This is a genomic window from Sphingomonas sp. IC081 (assembly GCF_006874585.1).
GTDB lineage: Bacteria > Pseudomonadota > Alphaproteobacteria > Sphingomonadales > Sphingomonadaceae > Novosphingobium.
The window spans coordinates 19,780-42,925 of the sequence record NZ_CP029762.1 but is presented as its reverse complement, the minus strand read 5'-3'; the positions used below and the strand labels follow the sequence as shown (position 1 = coordinate 42,925).

18 protein-coding genes and 1 riboswitch are annotated in these 23,146 nt (G+C 69.6%); of the genes, 10 read left to right on the top strand and 8 right to left on the bottom strand.

Annotation, left to right across the window (positions count from 1 at the left end):
* The first annotated feature begins 197 nt into the window (after positions 1-197).
* Positions 198-3,182, top strand: coding sequence for a TonB-dependent siderophore receptor (locus DM450_RS18720; protein ID WP_142638167.1), 2,985 nt, complete (start codon positions 198-200; stop codon positions 3,180-3,182).
* Between the two features lie 146 nt (positions 3,183-3,328).
* Here DM450_RS18720 and DM450_RS18715 read toward each other — a convergent pair whose 3' ends face one another.
* From DM450_RS18715 to DM450_RS18700, 4 genes are all read right to left on the bottom strand, one after another.
* The gene (locus DM450_RS18715) at positions 3,329-5,101 is read right to left on the bottom strand and encodes a sensor domain-containing diguanylate cyclase (RefSeq protein WP_260610549.1); all 1,773 of its coding nucleotides are present in this window, start codon (positions 5,099-5,101) and stop codon (positions 3,329-3,331) included.
* Between the two features lie 252 nt (positions 5,102-5,353).
* On the bottom strand, positions 5,354-5,980 hold the full coding sequence (locus DM450_RS18710) for a glutathione S-transferase (RefSeq protein ID WP_142638164.1): 627 nt from the start codon (positions 5,978-5,980) through the stop codon (positions 5,354-5,356).
* A gap of 108 nt (positions 5,981-6,088) precedes the next feature.
* Entirely contained in the window at positions 6,089-7,252 is a 1,164-nt protein-coding gene (lldD, locus tag DM450_RS18705) for an FMN-dependent L-lactate dehydrogenase LldD (RefSeq protein ID WP_142638162.1), read from the bottom strand.
* Positions 7,249-8,034, bottom strand: coding sequence for an FCD domain-containing protein (locus tag DM450_RS18700; protein WP_142638160.1), 786 nt, complete (start codon positions 8,032-8,034; stop codon positions 7,249-7,251). Before DM450_RS18700 ends, lldD begins: the two co-directional genes overlap by 4 nt.
* Before the next feature lie 245 nt (positions 8,035-8,279).
* Here DM450_RS18700 and DM450_RS18695 point away from each other — a divergent pair, with 245 nt between their 5' ends.
* From DM450_RS18695 to DM450_RS18665, 7 genes are all read left to right on the top strand, one after another.
* Complete coding sequence (locus DM450_RS18695) at positions 8,280-10,196, top strand: FUSC family protein (RefSeq protein ID WP_142638158.1); 1,917 nt, start codon at positions 8,280-8,282, stop codon at positions 10,194-10,196.
* Positions 10,197-10,306: 110 nt separating this feature from the next.
* A complete protein-coding gene (locus DM450_RS18690; protein WP_142638156.1) occupies positions 10,307-10,999 on the top strand; it encodes a ferritin-like domain-containing protein in 693 nt (230 codons plus the stop codon).
* Positions 10,996-11,481, top strand: coding sequence for a GtrA family protein (locus tag DM450_RS18685; protein ID WP_142638154.1), 486 nt, complete (start codon positions 10,996-10,998; stop codon positions 11,479-11,481). The genes DM450_RS18690 and DM450_RS18685 overlap by 4 nt, the downstream gene beginning before the upstream one ends.
* A 3-nt stretch (positions 11,482-11,484) precedes the next feature.
* A complete protein-coding gene (locus DM450_RS18680) occupies positions 11,485-12,675 on the top strand; it encodes a glycosyltransferase family 1 protein (RefSeq protein WP_142638152.1) in 1,191 nt (396 codons plus the stop codon).
* An 18-nt stretch (positions 12,676-12,693) separates the two neighbouring features.
* Positions 12,694-14,175: a CHAD domain-containing protein gene (locus DM450_RS18675; RefSeq protein WP_142638150.1), complete on the top strand. Its 1,482-nt coding sequence runs from the start codon at positions 12,694-12,696 to the stop codon at positions 14,173-14,175.
* 320 nt (positions 14,176-14,495) lie between these two features.
* Positions 14,496-15,632 carry a VacJ family lipoprotein gene (locus tag DM450_RS18670; protein ID WP_142638148.1) on the top strand — a complete coding sequence of 379 codons (1,137 nt, stop codon included), beginning with the start codon at positions 14,496-14,498 and terminating at the stop codon, positions 15,630-15,632.
* 7 nt (positions 15,633-15,639) lie between these two features.
* On the top strand, positions 15,640-15,981 hold the full coding sequence (locus DM450_RS18665; RefSeq protein ID WP_142638146.1) for a cupin domain-containing protein: 342 nt from the start codon (positions 15,640-15,642) through the stop codon (positions 15,979-15,981).
* A 33-nt stretch (positions 15,982-16,014) separates the two neighbouring features.
* Here DM450_RS18665 and DM450_RS18660 read toward each other — a convergent pair whose 3' ends face one another.
* The 4 genes from DM450_RS18660 to DM450_RS18645 form a co-directional block, all read right to left on the bottom strand.
* Positions 16,015-17,040 carry a HoxN/HupN/NixA family nickel/cobalt transporter gene (locus tag DM450_RS18660; RefSeq protein WP_242526517.1) on the bottom strand — a complete coding sequence of 342 codons (1,026 nt, stop codon included), beginning with the start codon at positions 17,038-17,040 and terminating at the stop codon, positions 16,015-16,017.
* Between the two features lie 173 nt (positions 17,041-17,213).
* A riboswitch (cobalamin riboswitch) is annotated at positions 17,214-17,456 on the bottom strand.
* A 68-nt stretch (positions 17,457-17,524) separates the two neighbouring features.
* On the bottom strand, positions 17,525-17,998 hold the full coding sequence (locus tag DM450_RS18655; protein ID WP_142638144.1) for a DUF2269 family protein: 474 nt from the start codon (positions 17,996-17,998) through the stop codon (positions 17,525-17,527).
* A complete protein-coding gene (locus tag DM450_RS18650) occupies positions 17,991-19,274 on the bottom strand; it encodes an SDR family oxidoreductase (protein WP_142638142.1) in 1,284 nt (427 codons plus the stop codon). The genes DM450_RS18655 and DM450_RS18650 overlap by 8 nt, the downstream gene beginning before the upstream one ends.
* Positions 19,275-19,285: 11 nt before the next feature.
* The gene (locus DM450_RS18645) at positions 19,286-19,609 is read right to left on the bottom strand and encodes a hypothetical protein (protein WP_142638140.1); all 324 of its coding nucleotides are present in this window, start codon (positions 19,607-19,609) and stop codon (positions 19,286-19,288) included.
* 188 nt (positions 19,610-19,797) lie between these two features.
* Here DM450_RS18645 and DM450_RS18640 point away from each other — a divergent pair, with 188 nt between their 5' ends.
* Positions 19,798-21,558: a sensor histidine kinase gene (locus DM450_RS18640; protein WP_260610547.1), complete on the top strand. Its 1,761-nt coding sequence runs from the start codon at positions 19,798-19,800 to the stop codon at positions 21,556-21,558.
* Complete coding sequence (locus DM450_RS18635) at positions 21,555-22,907, top strand: sigma-54-dependent transcriptional regulator (protein ID WP_142638136.1); 1,353 nt, start codon at positions 21,555-21,557, stop codon at positions 22,905-22,907. Before DM450_RS18640 ends, DM450_RS18635 begins: the two co-directional genes overlap by 4 nt.
* Positions 22,908-23,146 lie beyond the last annotated feature (239 nt).

The following is a 23,146-nucleotide window of genomic DNA, read 5'->3' as shown; positions in this document are numbered from 1 at the left end:
CGCTACTTGCCGAAAGATCATCCGAAAGTTGCAATATTGCAACGGATGTCCGGATTATTGCAAAGCATGTAACATTTGCATTGCACATTCCTCACGATTGCAGACGTTTGCACACATTCAGTGCGTCGTCGTCTCGATGATGCGCGAACCGACCGGTGGCCGGGATCCGGCCTCGGGGCAACCGAAGGAATGCAGACATGTTTACGCGCAAGGACCGGCTGCTGCTCGGTGCAGCGGCCCTCCCCGCATTGGCCCTGCTGTCGCCGATGCAGGCACTGGCCCAGGCCGTCCAGGGGGACGACGAGGCCAGCGAACAACCCATCATCGTCACCGGTTCGCGCATCGCGCGTCCCGAGCTGGATTCGCCCAACCCGGTCACCGTGGTCACCGCGCAGGACATCACCAATTCCGGCACGACCAACCTGACCGACTACCTGAAGACGATCCCGGCGCTGCAGGGCTCGTCCAGCTCCTACAACAACAGCGGTGATCGCGCCGGCATCGGCGCCACCGGGCTCAACCTGCTCGACTTGCGCAATCTCGGCACCCAGCGCACGCTGGTGCTGATCGACGGCCGCCGCCAGGTCGCCTCGGTGGACGGCACCCAGTCGGTCGACATCAACACGATCCCGACCGACCTGATCGAGCGCGTCGAAGTGCTGACCGGCGGCGCCTCGGCGGTCTACGGCGCCGACGGCGTCTCGGGCGTGGTCAACTTCATCCAGAAGAAGGACTTCGAAGGCCTGACCGCGCGCGTGCAGAACGGCCTGTCGAAGTACGGCGATGCCGGCCAGCGGCTGATCGCGATCACCGCCGGCCATAACTTCGCGGACGGGCGCGGCAACTTCGCGGTGGCCTGGGAGCACGGCGAGGAAGACCGCCTCAGCTCGCACAGCCGCAAGTGGCTGGACGGGGAAAACAAGGTCGGCTTCTATCGCAACTCGGCCGATACCGAGGATGCGTCACAGGGCGAGAACAACGACGGAATCCCGGACTACATTCCGCTCAAGAACATCCGCTACAACGACACTTCACGCGAAGCCGGGATCGATGTCGACTTCGACTACATGCCGGACTTCGTCGGTGCAGATGGACGCCCCTTCGATAATGGCACGTTCGTGCCCAACTTCTATCAGCAGGGTGGCTCCGGCACCCTCGTATCCGACTACGGCAACGACCTGCTGCCGAAGATCAAGCGCGACATCGTCAGCGCGGTGTTCCACTTCGACTTCAGCGACGCTTTCAAGCTCTATGCGGAAGGCAAGTATGCCCGCACGCGCTCCTATTCGGTCGGCCAGCCCACGTACGACTATTACCTCTTCATTCCCGAGGACAATCCCTACATCCCGGCCGCCGTGCGGCCCTATATCGATCCCGATAACGGCGGCGTTCTGGTCAACCGCGACAACTTCGACTTCGGTCGCCGCGGGGAGGACATCACCCGCGAGACCGTGCGCGGCGTGATCGGCGCACGCGGCGACCTCAGCCCCAACCTGTCCTACGACCTGTCGTACGTCTACGGCCGCTCGAAGATCAAATCGCATTATACCAACAACATGATCACGGACCGCTATTATGCGGCGATCGACGCGGTCAGCGACGGCAACGGCGGGGTAACCTGCCGGGCCAACCTCGACCCGAGCTGGACCCCGTATCAGCCCTATAACTACACCCGCAGCGAAATCGCCCCGACGACCTTCTCGCCCGGCGACTGCATGCCGCTCAACCTGTTCGGCGAGAACGCGTCCGGCAACCAGGCGGCGCTGGACTGGATCATGGCCGACACCGTCGACCGCACCACGCTGACCCAGCATGTGCTGAGCGGCGCCATCACCGGCAACTCGAAGGGCATCTTCGAACTGCCCGGCGGAGCGATCTCGTTCGCTCTGGGCGGCGAGTACCGCAAGGAGAAGAGCAGCTTCGTCGCCGACGAACTGGCGGCACAAGGCCTCACCTTCACCAACTCGCTGGGCAATACCAAAGGGTCGTTCGACGTCTGGGAAGCCTTCGCCGAAGTCGACGTGCCGATCCTGGCCGACATGCCCTTCGCCAAGCGCCTCGGCGTCAACGGCGCCTTCCGCTATTCGGACTATTCGAGCATCGGTTCGACCAATGCCTGGAAGGTCGGCGGCGAATGGGCGCCGGTGCGCGACATCACCTTGCGCGGCACTTATTCCAAGGCCGTGCGCGCGCCGAACATCAGCGAACTCTTCAGCCAGGTCTCGCAGACGTTTGAATTCATCAACGATCCCTGTAACCACGAAAACCTGCAAAACGGCACGCAGTACCGCGTCGCCAATTGCCAGGCCTTGCTTTCTTCGCTGGGAGTGGCCGATCCTTCACAATACGTCGACGCCCGAAGCTCGAACCTCCCCGGTTTCCAGGGCGGCAATCCCGGTCTGCGTGAAGAGACTGCCAAGACCTGGACGGCTGGCATCGTGCTGCAGCCCTCGTTCATCCGCCACCTGACGATCACGGCAGACTGGTACGACATCCGCATCCAGAACGCGATCCGGACCGTCGACCCGCAGACCGTGACAGAACTCTGCGTCGATCAGTCCACGCTTCAGAACCAGTACTGCGATGCCATCACACGCCAGAATGGCACGAACGGCATCGCCTCGGCCGGCAACGTCACCAGCTTTGTCGTCGGCCCGCTGAACGTCGCCAACATCCGTACTGCGGGGCTGGACTTCCAGGTCAACTACATCGTGCCTACCGACAAGTACGGCACGTTCGGTGCGCGCGTCGTCGGCAATTACCTGCACCGCCTGAGCTCGGTGCCGATCCCGGGCGCGGACACGGTGAACGATGCCTATGTGGCCGGCAACGTCTCGCCCAAGTTCCAGGTCACCACCGACCTCACCTGGGCCAAGGGGCCGGTCAGCCTCGACTGGCAGGTCAACTACATGTCCGCGATGTATCGCTATGACCGCCAGACCATCGCCAACAACCCGGACGTGGTCGCGCCGAAGTACCTGAAGCTCAAGGAACGCTTCACCCACGACCTCAGCATGACCTACGACATCGACGACCAGTTCCAGGTCTATGGCGGCATCAACAACCTGTTCGACCAGAAGCCCGCCCTGGGTTCGATGAACACGCCGATCAGCGCGGTCGGCCGCTACTTCTTCCTGGGTGCCCGCCTCAAGCTGGCCGACCTGTTCGGCGGGGCCAAGTAAGCCCCTTCGCTCAGAACAGCCGATCGACAGGGGCGGGATCGCAGGATCCCGCCCCTGTTTTTTGGGGCATCACCCGGAAAGTCCGCAGCCCCGGAGCCCCACAAGCCCATGAGAAGGAGCGCCCGGCCCGCGTCCCCGATGCACGTTCAGCCCTTGCGCAGGTCGAGGTCGTGGCCGCCCGGAAGGTCGGGGCCGCCCGTCAGGTGCTGATCGTCGGCAAAGGGCTCGGCCCCCTCGAGCAGGCGGATCGCCACCTGGTTGCGCCCGGCCCGCTTGGCCTCGTAGAGCGCCTCGTCGGCAAGGCGGTAGAGCGTGCGGAAATCGGCGCCGCCCGACGTGGTCGCCATGCCGATGCTCACGGTGACCTTGCGCCCGCGGATCACCGCGCCGTGCTCCTGCTCCGCGATGCGCTGGCGCAGGCTCTCGGCAAACCGCATGAGATCGAAACCGGCCATCCCGGCCAGCATCATCGCGAACTCCTCGCCGCCCAGCCGCGCGACCGTGCAGGTGGCGCTTTCGTGGGGAGCGATGCAGCGGGCGATGCGCTCCAGCACCACGTCGCCCGCCTCATGACCGAAGGCATCGTTGATCGACTTGAACCAGTCGACGTCGATCACCAGCAGCGCCACCGGCTCGCCCCTGGTCCGGGAGGCGGCGAGAACGGCGCCGACCCGCTCGATGAAACCGCGCCGGTTGGGCAAGCCGGTCAGGGCATCGCGGCGGGCAAGATCCTGCGCCCGCGCCTCGGCCTGACGCGCCAGGTCGCGTTCCGCCCGCAGCAAGGCATGCGAGCGCGTGGCCGTGACCGAGAGCCACAGCGTCTGCCAGGCCGCCGCGAACAGCACGAGGATCTGCGACCCTCCGCCCCAGAACATCGAGTCCGCATCGAAGAAACTGGTCGATCCCAGCACCATCATCGGCACCGCCCAGGCCCCGGCGAAGTTGCGGGCCTCGGCGCTGCCGCGCCGCCAGGCCTGGGCGATGCACGCACCAACCGCCACCAGATTGGCCAGCACCAGCATGCCAAGCACGCTGCCAAGGGTATCGATCGGCCCGGATCTCATGAACGACAGCGGGATGCCCAGCGCGAATACGCTGCCCGTCAGCCCCAGCGCACTGCGCCTCAGCCAGCGGCTGACGCAAGGCGCTTCCAGCGCGGTGACGGCCGTCAGGGTTGCCAGCGCAATGGCGAGACACGACAGCCCGGTGCAGATCTGCGCGGAGATCGCCCCGGCCATCGCGGGGAAAAAGAACAAGTGCAGCTGCGACCAGCAGGCCCCCCATGCGACCATGCAGACCGCCCAGGCCGACTGCCAGGCCGAGAACTGCCGCCGCGCCGCAAATGCCAGCGACGCATTGTAGATCGCCCCTGCCAGCAGCAGCACCAGCGCCGCGCCGATCAGGGTGGCAAGGCCGGTCGTCTGGGTGCTTTCCTCGCCGCGCTCGACCAGCCGCATGCGCAGCAGCCGCGCGCTGGCCAGCTTGTCGAACTGCATCGTCACGCCCACCAGCGGCACATCGCGGTGCGGCGCGCGGAAGGCCAGTTGCCCCCCCGCCCGCCAGTGCGTGCCGAAATCGCCGCTGCGCACGTCCTGCCGCTCCACCGCGCCATCGGCGTAGAAGAACGTCACGATCAGGCGGTCGAAGCGGGAATTGTGGATGATGAGCGAGAGATCGTCACGCTCGCCATCCACAGTTCCCGCCTCGGGCGAGAGCATCGCGTGCAACCAGAGCGTGCCCTGCTGGTAGCCGGCCGGCTCCCCGCTGCAGGAAAATGCGGGCGGCTCGGCGCCCTCTGCCGCCACGGTCCCGCTCACCGCATGGCACAGCGGCTCGCCGATCCGCAGGCTCTCGGCAGCAGCCGGCGCAGCCCAGCCCAGCCCGAACAGTCCCCCGCACATGATGATGCACACGATCATGCGCAGGATCATGCCGGAGGCAGCCAGGGCCTTTCGAATCAGGCGCGGGACTAACGATTCGCAAACCATTGCCTCCCGCCCTAGGGCATAAACGTTAGGATATCATACGCGCCGATCGATATTCGTTTATTGCGTCTGTTGCCGGGGCGAGACAGTTCGCCGCATTATTTTCACCGGTCTGCTTGATTGCCGGGACGGGATATGCCGGGACGGCCTGCCCTCAGGCCGCCGCCGATCATGCCGGCCCGCCGATCATGCCGGAAAGTACACCGGATCCGCCTCGGGCGACCACGGCTTGATCGGCGCCATGACGGCGGCAAACAGCGGTGATGCCAGATAGGCCTCCAGCCACGGGCGCAGGTGCGCCAGTTCCAGCCCGGCAAACCACGCCCGGTCGACCGCGGCGAATTGCCGGACGAACGGGACGATGGCGGCATCGGTGAACCCGCGCGAGGCCCCGCCCAGGAATGGCGCCCGCGCCAGCCGGGCGTCCAGTTCGCCAAGGATCTCCAGCCCGCGCGCGCGGTGCCGCGCCGGGTCGGCATCGTGCCGCTCGGGATACTTGTAGCGGTCGAGGTCGTGCTTGAACGCGCCGTCGTTGACCGCGATCAGCGCGGCATCCTCGCGCGCCAGCCAGCCTTCCGGATCGCGGCGCGCCAGCGCCAGGTGCATGATGTCGAGGCTCTGCTCGGCAACCGTGCCGTCCGGCAGGACCAGCACCGGCACGGTGCCCTTGGGCGAGGCCGTGAGCATGGCCTCCGGCTTGGCGGAGAGGCGCACTTCGCGCAGCTGGCAGCGCATGCTTGAGACCAGCAGCGCCAGCCGCGCCCGCATGGCGTAAGGGCAGCGCCGGAAGCTGTAGAGGATAGGCTCGTTCATGATCGCTCCTGCCCATGACCGCGTGCCGCCGGCAATGCAAATGCCAAACGCTGCCGGGGCTCTCGGGACTCCCGGGGCTGCATCGCGGCGCCCCGCCCGGCAGGCGGATCAGGGCGAGACCAGCCCCGAGCTGACCAGGCTGTCGCGCGAGATTTCGCCGATCGCGCGCGCGCCGGTCAGCGTCATCGCCACCCGCATCTCGCTGGCGACAAGGTCGAGCAGGTTGGCGACCCCCGCCTCGCCCCCCAACTCGCCGCCCGCCGCCAGCGCATAGACAAAGGCGCGGCCCAGCATGACCGCATCGGCGCCCAGCGCCAGCATGCGCACCACGTCGAGGCCGGAGCGGATGCCGGAATCGGCCATGAGCGTAAGCTCGCCCTTCACCGCATCGGCAATCACCGGCAGTGCCAGCGCGCTCGACAGCACGCCGTCGAGCTGGCGGCCGCCATGGTTGGAAACGACGATGCCGTCGGCGCCGAAACGCACCGCATCGCGGGCGTCATCGGCATCGAGAATGCCCTTGAGCACCATCGCCCCCTTCCAGCTCTCGCGGATCCACTCGAGATCGCGCCAGCCGATCGACGGGTCGAAATTGGCGCCGAGCCAGCCGACATAGTCCTCCAGCGTGATTGCCTTGCCAAGATAGGCCGAGACATTGCCGAGATCGTGCGGACGCCCCATCAAGCCCACGTCCCAGGCCCAGCCGGGATGGGTCACCGCCTGCAGCATCCGCCGCAGCGCCGCGTTGGGCCCGGACATGCCCGAATGGCGGTCGCGGTAGCGCGCGCCGGGCACCGGCATGTCGACCGTGAAGACCAGCGTGCGCACGCCCGCCGCCCAGGCCCGGTCGAGCGCGTTCTGCATGAAGCCGCGGTCCTTGAGCACGTAGAGCTGGAACCACATCGGCCGGTCGATCGCCGGCTGCACTTCCTCGATCGGGCAGACCGAGACCGAGGACATCGTGAAGGGAACCCCGCGCGAGGCCGCCGCGCGGGCCGCCTGCACCTCGCCGCGCCGCGCATACATGCCGGTGAGGCCGACCGGCGCCAGCGCCACCGGCAGCGCGAAGTCCTCGCCAAGCACGCGGGTGGACAGGTCCACCTGCCCCACCCCCTTCAGCACCCGCTGCCGAAGCGCCAGATCCTGCAGGTCCGCCATGTTGCGGCGCATCGTCTGCTCCGCATAGGCGCCGCCGTCGATGTAGTGGAACAGGAACGGCGGCAGGTGGCGGCGGGCCGCCTCGCGGTAGTCGGTGGTGGAGGAGATGATCATGACGGGGCGTCCTCGGTGTTCCTGATGTGTCGTAGTGCCTGCGCCGAGCGCTGCTGGCGGGCGGCATCGCTCTCGATGTCGTCCAGCCGGTCCTCGACGTAGCAGAGGTGGGCAATGGCGGCGGCGCGCGCCGCCTCGGCGTCCGCGCCCAGCACCGCGTCCATGATCCGGCGGTGCTGGAGATCGAGCTGGCCGGGCACGCCGGGCAACCGGTAGAGCCGCGCCAGACTGTCGGAAATGCTGGTTTCGAGCAGCCCCTGAAGGCCGATCATGACCTGATGGAGCACGGCATTGTGCGCCGCGCGGGCGATGGCCATGTGAAAGGCGGCGTCGAGCCTGGCGAGCCCCAGCGGGGCCTCTGCCGCCGCATGATCGCCCCGCTCCGACTGCAGCGCGCGGGACAGTACATCGCAGGCCGCCGCGATCCGCGCGCGGTCCGCCTCGTCGGCGCGGCGCGCGGCAAAGGCGGCGGCATCGGCCTCCAGCGACTTGCGGATTTCCAGGACGTCGCGCCAGTAGCCGGCCTCGTCCCGGGCCAGCGGCGCCAGTTCCAGCAGCGCGTCGCGCAGCGGCTCGCCCTCCTGCGCCGCCGCGATGTAAGTGCCGCCGCCCTGGCGGCTGACCACCCGCCCGCGCGAGGCAAGGTGCTTGATCGCCTCGCGCAAGGCCGAGCGCGACACCCCGAGCTGCGCCGCCAGCGTGCGTTCGGCAGGCAGCCGGTCCCCCGGCATGAGCGCGCGGGCCGCGATCATCGCCTCAAGCCGGTCGGGCAAGGCGCTCATGCGGCGCTCCTTTCATCAAGGACATGCAATCGGCTCAATTGGTCCTACCATTTTTACCAAACAAACGGCGTGATTCGCTCTATCTGATAGTCTAAACGGCGAAGCAAGATAAATTGGTAGGACCTCATGCACAGCTTGCCTTCGGACCCTTCGGGCTCTTCGGGCTCTTCGAACCAGGACGATCCTTGCCGCTGCGAAATCGGGTTGATGCGCGGGGCGGCAGGCGTCAGGGTCGGGCAACCGTCATGACCGATCCAGCCGCCCCTGCTTCCGCCCCGTCCCGCCCCGCTGCCATCGCCCGCCCGCGCGCCCAGCCGTCCCAGGCACGCACCCTGGTGCGCTGGGCGGCGCGGCGGCTGGAACTGCGCTCGTTCGGACTGGTGCCGGAGCAGTTCAGCCATGCCGAGGGACTGCGCGCGGCGCTCGCGGTGGCGCTGCCGCTGGCCCTTGCGGTCGGCACCGGCCACCCCGGCATGGGCTGGGCGGTATTTGCCGCCTTCTGGACCTGCCTGTGCGACGCCCCCGGGCCGGACCGCCTGCGGCGGCGCCTGCTGGGCACCTTTGTGGTCTGCGGCGCGCTGATCGCGCTGACCGGCTCGTGGATCGCCGCTGCCGCACCCTTCGCGGGCATGATCGTCGGGCCGCTGTTTGTCTTCGCCGCCGTCCTGTGGTCTTCGCGCATCGCCTATGGCGGCCTGCTGGGCACGCTGCTGGCCGTCGTCGCGGTGGTCGCGGTGGGCTTCCGCCAGCCGCTGGCCCTGGCGAGCGTGCAGGCGGCGGCCTTCCTGGGCGGCGCGGCCTGGGCCTACCTGCTCATCAACCACCTCTGGCGGATCGACCCGCTGCTGCCGCTCGCCCGCGCCAGCGAGGCGGTCGTGGTACGGTTGCAGGACATGGCGGACAGCCTCGTGGTACTGGGCGAGGGGCGGCACCGGGACGACCGCTGGCACAGCGAACATGCCGAACACCGCCGCACCGTGCGCATGGCGATCGAACGCCTGCGGGCGATGCTGGAGCGTTATGCCGGCGATCCCGCGGCGACCGGCCCCTACGCCCGAGCCTGCCGTGCCGCCGAAACCCTGTTCGCAGCGCTGATCGCGCTCGACCAGGCCTACATCGACCGGATCGGCCCGGTCGACGAACGGCTCGCCACCGCCCGCGCCTGCCGCACCACCCTGCTGGCCTGGCGCCTGTCGCTAACCCGCGGGCACCACGGACCGCGCCCGCTGCGCTGGGCGGCGGCGCGACTGGACCGGCTGCGGCCGCGCCTGGGGGAAAGCCTGTTTGCCGGCTGCACGCTGGCTTTTGCCAGGGCGCTGGAAAGCCTGACAGCCCCCGCCCCTGCCCCCGCCCCTGCCCCCGACCCTGCCCCGGCCCCTGCGCCTGCCCCGCCTCCCGACCCGGCCCCCACCACGCCCGCAAAGGGCTTCGCGCCGCCCGCGCTGCGCCAGGCGCTGCGCCAGTCGGCCGGGCTGATCGCAGTCTATTACGCCGCCATCGTGCTCCACCTCGGCTATCCCTACTGGGCGGCGATGGCGGTCGTGGTCGTGCTGCAGGGCGGCGCGCGGGTGACCTGGACGCGCTGCCTGGAACGCATTCTCGGCAGCCTGCTCGGCGGGCTGATCGCGATGGCGCTGCTGCTGGTGTTCCACGGCCCGCTGGCGCTTTCGCTGCTGGCCCTGGCGCTCGCCTGCGACGCGATCGCGCTGCGTTCGGTCAACTACACCGCCTTCGTGGTGTTCCTGACGATGCTCTTCGTGATCGTCACCGAGATGCTCCAGCCCGGCGCGGGCATTGCCGGTGCGCGGATCGTCGACAACGTGATCGGCAGCCTCGCCGCGCTGCTGGCGGTGTTCCTGCTCTGGCCGGACTTCGGCGCCTCGCTCAAGGTCCGGATCGCGGAGGGCATCGCCGCCAACCGTGCCTACTTCGACGCCGTGGAGGCGCAAGGGCCGGTCGCCGAGATCGAGGCCGCCCGCCGCCGCGCCGGGCTGGCCAGCGTCGAGGCGGAGATCGCCCTCCACGATGTCGGCCGCCTGCCGCGCCGCTTCCGCCTGGCCGAACAGGGCAGCGCCTTGCGGGACCTGCGCACGATTGCCGGGCAGGCGGCGATCGGCTGGCATCGGCGCCTCGGGCAGTCCGGGCGCGCCGCGCCACAGTGATGACGGGCCGCGATGACGGGCGAAAGGCGCGCCCCTTCCCCTCCCGCGCGTTTGGGTTCATGATTTCCGCCTGAGGAAGCGCGTTCAGAACGCTTTGGGTGGAGGCAGGCATGGCGAGCGGGATCAGGCAGCGTTATCTCGATGTGCTGGGATCGATCTACCTCTACAACGAACATCGCGGCTACACCGCGATCGACCGGGTGCTGCAGGCGGTGCGCGCCCGCTCCCCCGGCGATCTGGAACTGATCCGCGCCATCGAGCAGCACCGCCGGGACGAACGCAAGCACTACGTGATGTTCCGAAGGTGGTTCGAACGGCGCGGGGTCATGCCGCTCGCGCTCGGCCGCCGTTTCGGCCACATCGACCGCTTCGTCGAACTCGTCTTCGGCCGGACCATCGACCGGCTCGATACCCAGGCCGTGATCGACCGCGACGACCTGTTCGAGCGGTTGTGCCGGGTGATCTCGCTGACCGAGCAGCGCGGCTACCGCCAGGTCGAGGCCCTGCTGGCCAACCGTTTCGTGCGCAGCGATCCCGTAATGATGCGGATCTTCCGCGTGATCCGCGAGGACGAGCCAAGCCACTGGGCGCCCTACGAGGGCTGGCTGGAACGGCGTCGCTCGCGCCCCTATCGCCGCCGCGAGCGCTGGACCGACACCTTCATCCATTCCGAGCTGCTGTTCCTGAAACTGCCGGTCCTGTTCCTCAACCCGTTCCAGCGCCGACGGACCGACTGGCCGGATGCCGCCGATGCGCAAACGGCCGCTGGCCCCATTGCGCCGGGAACGGCGGTGGAGCGATGAGCAAGCCGCTGGCGCAGCCCGAAGGCGCCCCACTGCAGCCTGCCGGCGCCCCCCTGCAGCCTGCCGGCGGCCCTGCGCTCGCCGGCCGCCTGCTGTCGCGCCGGGTCGCCGCGATGCTGGCCCGCAACACGGCCGTCAGCATCGGCGTGTTCCTGGTCGGCCTGGGCATCCTGTGGCTGCTGGTGGAGCGGCTCGCGGTGGGCGCGGTGGGCGCTGCCGGCGTCAGTTTCCTGGTCTCCAACTCGCTGCACTATGTCATTGGGCGTGCGTGGATATTTCCCGGAAGCGCCCGCGGAATACATGCCGGATACTGGTTGTTCCTGGCCAATTCGGGCATCGGGCTGCTCCTCACCATGGCGCTTTTTGCCGCGCTGCTCTGCTTCACGCCGATGCATTACCTGATTGCCCGTACCCTCGTTTCGGTCATTGCCGGGCTGGCCGTGTTCCTGCTCAACGCCGTTCTCAACTTCCGGCAGGTCTGACTCATGCGGATCGCCATTTTCTCCGGAAACTACAATTACGTTCGCGACGGCGCCAACCAGGCGCTCAACAGGCTGGCCGCCCATCTCGAAACGCACGAAGGCTGCGAGGTCCGCGCCTATTCCCCGGTCACCCGGACCCCCGCCTTCGAGCCGACCAGCACGCTGGTCCCGGTCCCCTCGGTCGCGCTGCCGCGGCGCCGTGAGTTCCGGCTGGCACTCGGCCTGCCGCGCAGCGTCCGCCGCGATCTGGAGCAGTTCCGGCCTGACATCGTCCACGTATCCGCCCCCGACATTCTCGGCACCCGCGCCCAGACTTATGCCCTGCGCCGCGGCATCCCCGTCGTTGCCAGCATGCACACCCGTTTCGAAACCTACCTCGACTATTACCGGCTGGGCTGGCTGCGCCCGCTGATCTGCGCGCATCTCGACCGGTTCTACCGCCGCAGCGATCACGTGCTGGCCCCCACCCCCGCCCTTGCCGAGCAGTTCACGCGGCTGCGCGGCGACGATCACGTCAGCGTCTGGAGCCGGGGGATCGACCGCAGCCTGTTCCACCCCTCCCGCCGCGACATGGCATGGCGGCGGGCGCAAGGCCTGCGCGACGAGGACTTTGTCGTGCTGTTCTTCGGCCGGCTGGTGCTCGAAAAGGGCATCGCCACGTTCACCGCCGCGATGCGCGCCTTGCAGAAGGACGTTCCCGCCCGCGCGCTGGTAGTCGGCGCGGGACCGGCGGCCGATGCCTTCGCCGCGCTGCCCGGCACGGTGATGACCGGCCATCTCGCCGGTGACGCGCTGGCCCGGGCTGTCGCCAGCGCCGATGCCATGCTCTGCCCCAGCACCACCGAGGCCTTCGGCAACGTCATTCTCGAAGCGATGGCCTCGGGCGTGCCGGTGGTCAGCGCCGATGCGCCCAGCGCCCGCATGTTGCTCGGTCCCGGCCAGCAGCGGCAGGCTCCCGCCGGCTACCTCTGCCCGCCCCGGGACCTGGCGGCCTATGCCGGCCGCCTCGCGGCGCTGGCCGCCGCCCCGGACGTGCGCCGGGCCATGGGCGCAGCGGCCCGCCGGAACAGCGCCGTCTATTCCTGGGATGCCGCCGGACGGAGCGTGGCACGGATCTACCGTGCCCTCGCGCCCGGCGCGGCGGGGAAAGGCGACCAGACCAACGGGCAGGCCCGCATCCGCGCGGCAGGCTGAACGCAAGACGGGGAAACCATGGCGGACACCAGCGCACTGGAAGAAGAGCTCAAGCTCGAACTCTCGCCCTACGATGCCGACCTGCTGGCCGACTGCGGGCTGCTGGGCGGTGCGCCCCGGCTGGTTTCCCAGGAATCGACCTATTTCGACACGCCGGACCATGCGCTGGCCCGCGCGGGCCTGTCGCTGCGGGTGCGGCGCAGCGGGCGGCGCCACAAGCAGACGATCAAGGCGGATGGCAGTGCCGCCGGCATGCTCGTGCGCAGCGAATGGGAGCGCGAGATCGCCGGCAACCAGCCGGTGCTCGACGAGGACAATCCGGTGACCGCCCTGCTCGGCCACCGCACCGCGCTGCTGGCGCCGGTCTTTGTGGTCGAGAACGAGCGGCGGGTGTGGAACCGGGACGGCATCGAGATCGCGCTCGATGAGGGACGGATCGTCGCGGGCGAACGTCTGGCGCCGCTCTGCGAGGTGGAACTGGAGCGCAAGGGCGCGCAGCTTGACGCGCTTTTTGCCCTGGCCCGCGAGATCGAGGCCCGGGTTCCCGCAAGGATCTGCGTGCTCAGCAAGGCCGAGCGCGGCTATCGCCTGCTGGGGCCGGCGGCGCCCGCGCCCAAGGCGGGGCGGGTCCGCCTGACCCCGCAGATGAGCGTGGCGGATTCGCTCGCGCTGATCGTCGGCCACTGTCTCGGCCACTTTCACCGCAACCTGCCCGCGCTGCTCGACCATGGCGACGCCCATGCGCTGCATCAGGCCCGCGTCGCGATCCGGCGGCTGCGCTCGGCGCTCTCGCTCTACCGTCCGGTGGTGCAGGAGCCGCGCACGGTGGCCCGCTTCCAGCGCGAGCTGCAATGGCTGGCCGGAAAGCTGGGCGCCATGCGCGAGATCGACGTGCTGCTCGCGAACGACGACGATCCGGAGGCCATCGCCCCGCTCTGCGCCGCCAGACGCAAGGCTGCGGGCGAAGCGGCGGCGGCGCTGCGCTCCAAGCGGTGCCGCATGCTGATGCTCGACCTTGCCGAATGGATCGCGGTCGGCCGCTGGCGCCGCGCCGCTCCCGATGCAGCCCCCGAGGCGGCCCCCGATACCGCGTTGGGCGAGCCGTCCCTCGGCGCCTTTGCCGCCGCGGTGCTGACCCGTCGCCGCAAGGTCCTGCGCAAGCGCGGCCGCCATCTGGCGGCGCTCGGCGACGAAGCCCGCCATGACGTCCGCAAGGCCGCCAAGAAGCTGCGCTATGCGGCCGACTTCTTTGCCGCGCTCTATCCGCAGGAACGCGAAGGCCGCCGCGCCAGGCGCTTTGTCGCCCGCGTGGAAAGGCTGCAGGAGCGGCTCGGCACGCTCAACGACCGGGTCACCGCGCCGGCGGTCCGTGCCCGGCTGGGCCTTGCGCCGCGCCGGATTCCGACCGCCGATGCCGAAAAGGCCGAGCAGGCCCGCCTGCTGCGTGCGGCCGCCAGCGACTACGACGAAGTCGCAACCGCAAGGCCTTTCTGGCGTTGATGGGGTTGCGGGCGCCCTCACCGGCCCCAATATCGACAGGCAATAGCGTCCAAAAACCGTTCCATCGCCCCATTCATCGAAAGGATCCTCGACAGATCTGGCACTGGATTGACGAAAGCGGCAATCGCGCATAGCCGCATGTCCAATGGCAATCGAACATTGCCGCCCGACCTGCGGCGCCCCCCGGCAAGGCCGCTCACGTAATTGCCGCCCCCCCGCGCGATCCGCCCCCTCGATTCCCCGTCGAGACCGCGCCGGGAGCATGCTCTACTCTGCAAGGCTGGCCCCGCATCCGGCGGCCACCCGACAAGGACGATCGAATGAGTCTGACGGCCGCCGCTGTCGTATTGATGATGGGTTCCGCGCTTCCTGAAGGGGGCGACCTTCCCCAGACCGATGCCGCCCCCGCCGCCCAGCCCGTCGCAGGCGCACCGGCCGCAGGCGGGCAGGTCACGGGCGGACCGGTCAGCGTCCCCCTGCCCGCCTTTGCGGCATCCCCGGTGCCCCTGATCGATCCCGCGGCCGCGGCTGCCGAACAGCAGGCCGGTGAGCCGGCCAGCGAGCAGGGCGCCGACAACGAGACGATCGGCGACGACATTCTCGTCACCCGCCGCAAGCCGCCGCCGCCGGGCGACCCGCTGGAGCGCATCAACGAACAGTCGTTCAAGGCGGTGCAGGCGGTCGACAGCGCGGTGGTCGAACCCGTCGCCAAGGCCTATAACAAGGGCCTGCCGCGCCCGATCCGCCAGGGCCTGCGCAACTTCTTCACCAACCTGGGCGAGCCGGTGGTCTTTGTGGCCTTCCTGCTCGAACTCAAGCCCGGCAAGGCGATGGAGACCGTGGGACGCTTCGCGATCAACACCACGCTGGGCGTCGGCGGCGTCATGGACGTGGCCAAGCGCAAGCCCTTCCACCTGCCCTATCGTCCCAATGGCCTCGCCAACGTGCTGGGCTATTACGGTGTCGGCCCCGGGCCCTACATGTACCTGCCGATCATCGGCCCGACGACGCTGCGCGACCTGATCGGCGATTCGGTGGACAACCTTGCCTCCCCGGCCCTGCTCGGCAAGCCCTTCACCAAGCCGGAAGTGGCGTTGCCGATGATCGTGCTCAACCAGCTGGGTGAGCGCGCCGCCTTCGACGACGAGATCAACAAGATCCGCAAGGAAGACCGCCCCTACGCGGCCTATCGCGAACTCTACCTGCGCCAGCGCAAGGCCGAGATCGAGGCGCTGCATGGCCGCACCCTGCCCGATGTCGTGCCGGTCTACGGCCCGCGCATGCCCACCGCCGGCGGCAAGACGGCGCAGGATCCGGCAGGCCAGGAACAGGCGGGCCAGCCGGTGCAACCCGCGGTGCCGGAACCGGCAGCGGAACCGGCACCCGCTCCCGTTCCGGCCCCCGTGCAGATGATCTCGCAGCCGGTCATCCAGCCGATCCCGCAACCGGCGGCCTAGTCGCGCCGTGGCAAGCGACAGTCCGCCGCAGGCCCCGCGCAATCTCCTGGCCGTCGCGCCGGGGGACGAGGCGCAGGAACGCTTCGAGGACCTGCTGCGCGCGCCGGGCGTGAGGATCGAGCGGATCGTCTCGCATGGCCAGACCACCCCGCCCGACCAGCCCTATGTGCAGGACTGGGACGAATGGGTGCTGGTGCTCGAAGGCGCGGCCGAACTGCTGCTGAACGGCACCTGTCGCCGCACACTGGCAGCCGGCGAACACCTGATGATCCCCGCCGGCATGCCGCATCTCGTCACCCGCACCGCCAGCCCCACGATCTGGCTCGCGGTCCACATCGGCGAGCCTTGAGCGCCAAGGGGAGGAGCCGCCGGATAGACGCGCCTACCCCAGTTCGATCTCGTCGAAGCGGCGCCAGCGGTAGATCGCATAGCTCACTGCCCAGCAGGCCACGAACAGGCCGATGATCAGGAAGCCGAGCATGTTGAAGCGCTCCGACAGCGCCCGGGCGCCGTCCCAGGGCTGGCCCTCGAGCGCCAGTTTCTCGGCGAACAGCCCGGCGGTCTGGACCGCGCCGATCACCAGCGCGACCAGCGCCGAGATCGCCGTGATCGTGATGTTGTAGTAGAGCTTGCGGATCGGCTTCACGAAAGCCCACTCGTAGGCGCCCAGCATGATGACGCCGTCGGCGGTGTCGATCAGCGCCATGCCCACCGCGAAGAGCACCGGCAGGACCAGCAGCGTGCCGAGCGCGATGCCGTCCGCCGCATGGGCCCCGGACAGCCCGAGGATGGCGACTTCGGTGGCGGTGTCGAACCCCAGCCCGAACAGGAAACCGAGCGGCGCCATGTGCCAGCTCGATCGCACCAGCCGGAACAGCGGGCGCAGGATCCGCGCGATCAGCCCGCGCCCGGCCAACAGGATGTCGAGATCGTCCTCATTCGGCATCTCGCCGCGCCGCGCCTGCCGGAACCGCATCCAGACCCCGCGCAGGATCGCCAGGTTCATGATCGCGATCGTGAACAGGAAGGTGGCGGAGATGGCCGTGGCGATCACCCCGCCCGCCTCGCCGATCGCCTCGAAGTCGGACAGGGTGCTGGCGGCAATCGCGATCGTCGTCGCCGCGACGAGGACGATCGCGGAATGGCCGACCGCGAACCACAGGCCCACCGTCAGCGGGCGCTGGCCGTCCTGCATGAGCTTGCGCGTCACGTTGTCGATCGCGGCGATGTGGTCGGCGTCGACCGCGTGGCGCAGGCCCAGGCTCCAGGCCAGCAGCGCCGTGCCCAGCATCAGCGTATTGCCGTGGAAGGCGGCAAAGGCCCAGACCCAGGCCAGGACATTGGCGGCGATCAGCGCCGCGAACAGCACCGTGATGCGGCGGCGCAAGGTGAAGGAAAGGAAACCCATAAAAACCCCGTCGGCGCCAGCGAAACCGGACGGGGAGCCTGCCGCGCCTGCGGCCGGCATCGCCGTGCCGGACGGACGCCACCTGACGCCCGGCACGAATGCCGGTGCGGCCCCCGCCGCACATGCGTCGCTCAGACGGAGTTTCCGTGCCGCGGCCATCCCCTGGACCAAGGCAAGAGCGACCATGCGCCGGCAGGTCTCCTGGCTCGCGGGTCATCGCTTGATGCACGGCCTTCCCGGGCCTCGCAGGATTTAGCGTCCGGCCCAGTGGCTGCGGCGAGATCCTTGCCCCGCCGCGATATGCATCGCGCTCGCCGCTTACAGTTGCAGGGACAGCCACGGATTCGAGGGGAAATCCCCTCCCACCATATTCCCTATTAAGCCCCTTTCGGGGCACCGGCGCGATCATGCCGCAACGTGCATGAGCACGCTTCGGCAGGCGCCTTGGTAGCGCCCGCCCGCGCCGCCCGCAAGCGCGCGCGGGTCACAACGCGATCTCCGGCTTGGCGGTCATCAGCCAGAAGATCACGATCACGCCCAGAAATGCGGGCCAGCCGAGCGCAAACCACCAGCGCGCCAGGCGGTGATAACGCGGCGGCAAGGACGCGCCCTCGGGCGTGTCGTCGGCGATCCGGCGCATCGCGATCTGGATCCACACGACCGGCAGCCAGCAGGCCCCCACCACCGCATAAAGCAGCATGGCCGCGACCAGCCAGCCGCTGCTCAGGGGAAAGCCCGCAAGCCGCGCCAGCCACACCCCGGTCACCGGCTGGACGATGACCGCAGGCGCGGTGAACAGCCAGTCCGCCAGCACGACATTGCGGTTCACCACCCGCCGCGCCGCGAGGCTGGCGCTGCGGTTCGCCATCCAGCCGTGAAACGCCGTGCCGAGCCCGGTGCCCAGCAGCAGCGTGGAACTGAGGATATGGATCGTCTTGAGCAGGAAATAGTCAGCCACGGCGCCCCTCCATCGCAAACAGGGCCAGCGAAAGGCCGAGAACGGCCAGGTTCTTGACCAGCGGGCCGAACGGATCGGCCCAGAGTTCGGGAGCGGCGGCGGTCAGGATCGCGGTATAGACTGCCATCAGCACCACCCCTGCCAGCGGCGCGCCGCGGCGGCGCAGGATCAGGCCGAGGCCCACGGCGATGTCCGCCAGCGATCCGGCCCAGAGCGCCGCCGTCGCCCCGGGTCCGGCCAGGCCGACCCGGCCGAGCCACGGGGCAACCGTGGCGGTCGGCGCAAGGGCCAGCGAGACGATCCCGCCGCCCAGCCACACCAGCGCCAGCAATCCCGCCAGCACCGGCGCCAGCGCGCGCAGGCGGGCTTCGGTGAGGTCCGCCGCGCAGGCCGGGTACCGGGCGAGCGCCTCGCCCAGCGTCATCGGGCAAAAGCCCAGCGCGGCGACAAACGGCGCGGACGGCGCGGTGTTGCCCGCCGCCAGCATCGTCAGGCTCTCCCGCGTGGCCGGACCGATGCCGAGCCGGGCGACCAGCGCCAGCAGCGGTTTCGGCAAGGAGAGCTTGGGCGCCCGCCCCTGCGCCAGCCCCAGCCAGCCGCGCAGCGCTTCGGTCAGCTCATCGGTGCTGACCGCCTGCGGCCCCACCGCATCGAGCGCGCAGGCCAGCGGCCCGGGCCGCTCCAGCAGCCGCAGGACCGCCCGTGCCAGATCGTCGATATGGATCGGCTGCACCTGCCAGCGCCCGGAACCGAGCCGGGGCAGGAGCGGCAGCGCCGCCAGCGCCGTGAACAGCGCCGTGCTGGCCCCGCCGCGCCCCATCACCAGCGAGGGCCGCAGCACCGCCCAGCCCATCCGCTCGCCCGCCGGGTCGAGGGCCATGAGGTGATCGTCCGCCCGCTTCTTGCTGCGGTGATAGGCGGTCACCCCGCTCTCGTCGGCGCCGAGCGAGGAGATCTGGATCACCCTTCCCACCCCCGCCGCCAGGCAGGCATCGAACAGTGCCCGCGCGCCCCGGTCGTGAACCCCCGCATAGTCGACGCGGTTGCCGATGATCCCGGCGCAGTTCACCACCGCGTCGATGCCGGCAAGGCGCGGCGCCCAGTCCGCCGCCCGGTCATGGGCGAGGTCGCAGGCCAGCGTCCGCGCCATGGGAAAGGACCGCCGCAGCCGCTCCGGTGCGCGCGCGGCTAAGGTCACGCGCGCACCGGCGGCCAGCAAGCGGCCGGCGACGTGGCGGCCGATGAAGCCGCCAGCCCCGACGATCAGGACATGCATCGCCGCCGCCCTCACGCGTCGCGGCGCGGGCTGCGGGTCCAGACCGCAAGGCCCATGCCCACCAGCGCCAGCAAGACGCCCATCAGCGCGCTCGTCATCGTGCCGCGAATGAGATCGGCCGGGCGGACGGCAACACTGCTCATCGACACGAACAGCATCGGCGTGGCGACCATCATCACCATCGACCAGACCGTCCAGAAGCGCGAGCGCTCCTCGGTGCCGCACAGTTCGGCCAGCAGGATCGACAGCGGCCGCCACAGGACGACGGCGGCGAGCGTGGCGACCAGCGCGGTCAGGGCATAAGTGAGGAGCAAGGCGGAGATCGGAGCCAGCATGGCGTGGGTTCCCTTCGTCGGCCCGCCGGGGATCGGCAGGCGCAAAAGGTGAATTGCAACGCCCGTGCCAATTGGCCCGCCAATTGCTGTGCCTAATGAGCATGGCCGCAAATTCGCCGAAAAGCGGGGCCGCGGAGCAGAGCGAAATGTAAACGATGTAAACAGGAAGCCGTGGTATGGTGTTAACGATGGATACAGCACTCGGCATCCTTGCCTATGTCGGCGCGCTCGCGCTGACCGCGCTCGCCAGCCTGCTGCTGGCTGTCTTCGTGGCGCTGCGCGCGCGGATGCTGCCGGGTGGACGGCTGCTGGTGGTGTTCCTTTGCGGTGTTGCCCTCTGGAGCATCGCGCAGGCCGCACCGGCGCTGCTCGGCCCTGCCTCGGGGACGTTCAGCACCGTGTGTGTCGCGCTCTCCCCGCTCCCCGCCGCAGCTTTTGTCCATCTGGTATTTGCCTATGCCCGCTGTGCCAGCGAACGCCCGGTCGCTATCGCCGCTTATGCCGCGGCGCTCTTCGCGGCGACGGTGGGACTGGTGTTCGGCGTCGGCGCGGTCGTGCCATGGCGGGGTTTTCCGGGCTTTTTCGTGCCCTCGCCCTGCGGCTGGGGCGTCCTCGGCGCGGCAGGCCTGCTCTCCCTCGCCGGGCACCTGCGCCTGCTCCGGACCTGGCTCGGGCAACGCCGGGGCAGCGGCGAGATCCGGCGCCAGAGCGAGCAGGCCCGCGCCGTTTTCGTGGCGAGCGGCCTCGGCCTTGTCGCCCTCACCGGCTTCGCGTTTCCGGCGCTGGGGATAGCGATCTATCCCTTCCCGGTGCTGCTGCTGCCGCTCTATTCGGTGGCGCTGGTCTACGGCATCGTGCGCCACCGTTTCATGGCCGTCGACCTCTGGGCGCGCCGCGCGCTCGTGTGGGTGCTGCTGCTGGCCGGCGCCGGCATGGCCAGCGCGCTGATCGCCGCGCTACCGCTGGCGCTGGCCGGGCGCCCCGCCGGATTCCTGGCGACCTGGACCGCGCTCGCCGCCACGCTGCTGCTGGGCATGGCGGTGCTGACGCCGATGAAGCGATGGGTCGACAGGCTGGTCTTTCCCGGCGGCCAAGTCAGCGAAACCGATATTGCCACATGGCGCGACCAACTGGCCGAGCCGGCTGACACGGCAAGTCTTGCGGCACGGGCCAACACCCTGCTGCGCACCCGCCTCGGCCTGCCGGAAGACGGCCCCCACCTCGTGCTGGCAGGCGAGACGGTGACGCTGTCCGGGTGGGACGACGCCCCCCTTGCCACCCGCCACATCGCCGAGCGCCTCGCCGCGCTGGTCGGGGAAGCCGCCCGCCGCCTGACCGCCGCGCAGCGCCTCGTTGCCGAGGAACGCGAGGCCCGCCTTGCCGAAATCGGCGCGCTGGCGGCCACCGTCGCGCATGACCTGCGCAATCCGCTGGGCATCGTCGCCATGGCCGCGACCGGCGCCCCCGCCGATGTCCGCGGCGAGATCGCCGAACAGGTGGCGCGCATGAACCACCTTATCACCGACATCCTCGACTATGCCCGGGCCTGGACCCTCAGCCCCCGCCCGCTCGACGTGACGATGCTGGCAGGGCGTTTCGGGATCGAGGCACAGGTGCCCGCAGGCATGACCGTCACCGCCGACCCGATGGCGCTCGACCGGGCGCTGGCGAACCTCGTCGACAATGCGCGGGCGCTCGGCAGCACGGTCGCCCTGATCGCCGCGCCCGGCCCGCCCGCCACGATCGACATCTGCGACGATGGCCCCGGCATTCCCGCCGAGATCGCCGACAGCCTGTTCCGCCCCTTCGTCTCGCGCCGCCCCGGCGGCACCGGGCTCGGCCTCGCCATCGTCCGGCGCGTGATGGAGGCGCATGGCGGCACCGTCACGCTCGCCGCGCGGCCCGGCTGGTCCACCTGCCTGCGCCTCACTTTCGGAAACCCGACATGATCCTGCTTGCCGACGACGAACCCGCGTTCCAGCGCCTTACCGCCCGGTGGCTGCGCAGCCTGGGCCATGACGTCGAGACCGTGGGCGACGGCGATGCCGCCCGCGCCGCCTTTGCCCGCTCGCCCGCCGATGTCGTGCTGCTCGACCTCGCCATGCCGCCGCACCACGCCCCCGAAGCGGGGCTGGCGCTGATCCCCGCCTTTGCCCCGGCCCCGGTGGTGGTGATGACCGGCCATGCCGACCACGCGCTGGCATTAAAGGCCATCGAGGCGGGCGCATGGGACTTTCTCGCCAAGCCGGTCGATCCCGACATGCTGCAAGTCGTTGTCGCGCGTGCGGTGGAGCGGGCGCGGCTCGCTCGCGAGGTGGCGCAGCTCAAGGCGCAGTCGGTCGGCAGCGAGGACATGGGGCTGGCCGGCAGTTCCCCGGCGATGACCGCCCTGCGCGATCTAGTCCGCCGCGTGGCGCCCACCCCGCTGCCGGTCATGGTGCTGGGGCCGAGCGGCACCGGCAAGGAACTGGTCGCCCGCGCGCTCCACCAGGCATCGCCGCGCGCCGCCCGGCCGCTGGTACCGATCCACTGCGGCGCGGTGCCCGCGGACCTCCTCGAAAGCGAACTGTTCGGCCACCTCAAGGGCAGCTTCACCGGCGCCCATGCCGACCGCCCCGGCCTTGTCGAGACCGCCTCGGGCGGCACCCTGTTCCTCGACGAGATCGGCGAGATGCCCGCTGCCATGCAAGTGAAGCTGCTGCGTTTCCTGGCCGATGGCACCTATCAGCCGGTCGGCGCGCGCGCGATGCGCAAGGCCGACGTGCGTGTGGTCGCCGCCACCCACCGCGACCTTCAGGCCGCCGTCGCCGACGGCAGCTTCCGCGAGGACCTCTATTACCGCCTGCGCGGGGTCGTGCTGCGCACGCCGGCGCTGGATGAACGGCCCGGAGACGTGCCCCTGCTCGCCAGCCTGTTCCTGCGCCGCGCGGCGCAAGGCGAGGCGCGGTTCACGCCCGATGCCCTGACCTGGCTGGCGACGCGCCCCTGGCCCGGCAACGTGCGCGAACTGCGCGCCGCGGTCGAGTGCGCGGCAGCATTGGCCCCGCGCGGCGCGGCGGGAATCGCCATCGCGGCGCAGGACCTTGCCTTCGCCACCGGAGAGGCCATCACGGCGGCGATGGCGCCGCCTGCCGCGATGCCTCCGCTGTCGCTGGAGGCTGAAATCGCCGCGCTCGAACGCCTGCGCATTACCGAAGCGCTGGAGCGGACCGGCCACAATCATACCCATGCCGCCCGCGAACTGGGCCTGTCACGGGTCGGGCTGCTCAAGAAAATGGACCGGATGGGCCTGCGCTGAGGGATCGGGTGAAAGCGAGAGGCTCGGCCGGGGGGAGCGGGGGCGGGTGCGACGATTGATACAAATGTCCAGCTTGCGCGGTCCGGTTGTCGCTATTAATAATCGCTCTCAATAGATAACGAGTCAGGCAGGACAGACATGAGGATCACGGCCGGTTCCAGCCCCGCGTGCCGGAACGTCAGGGTGTTTTTACGCCACGGCCGCGCCATGCGCTGAGCCCGTTCTCGCAGCGCTTGCGG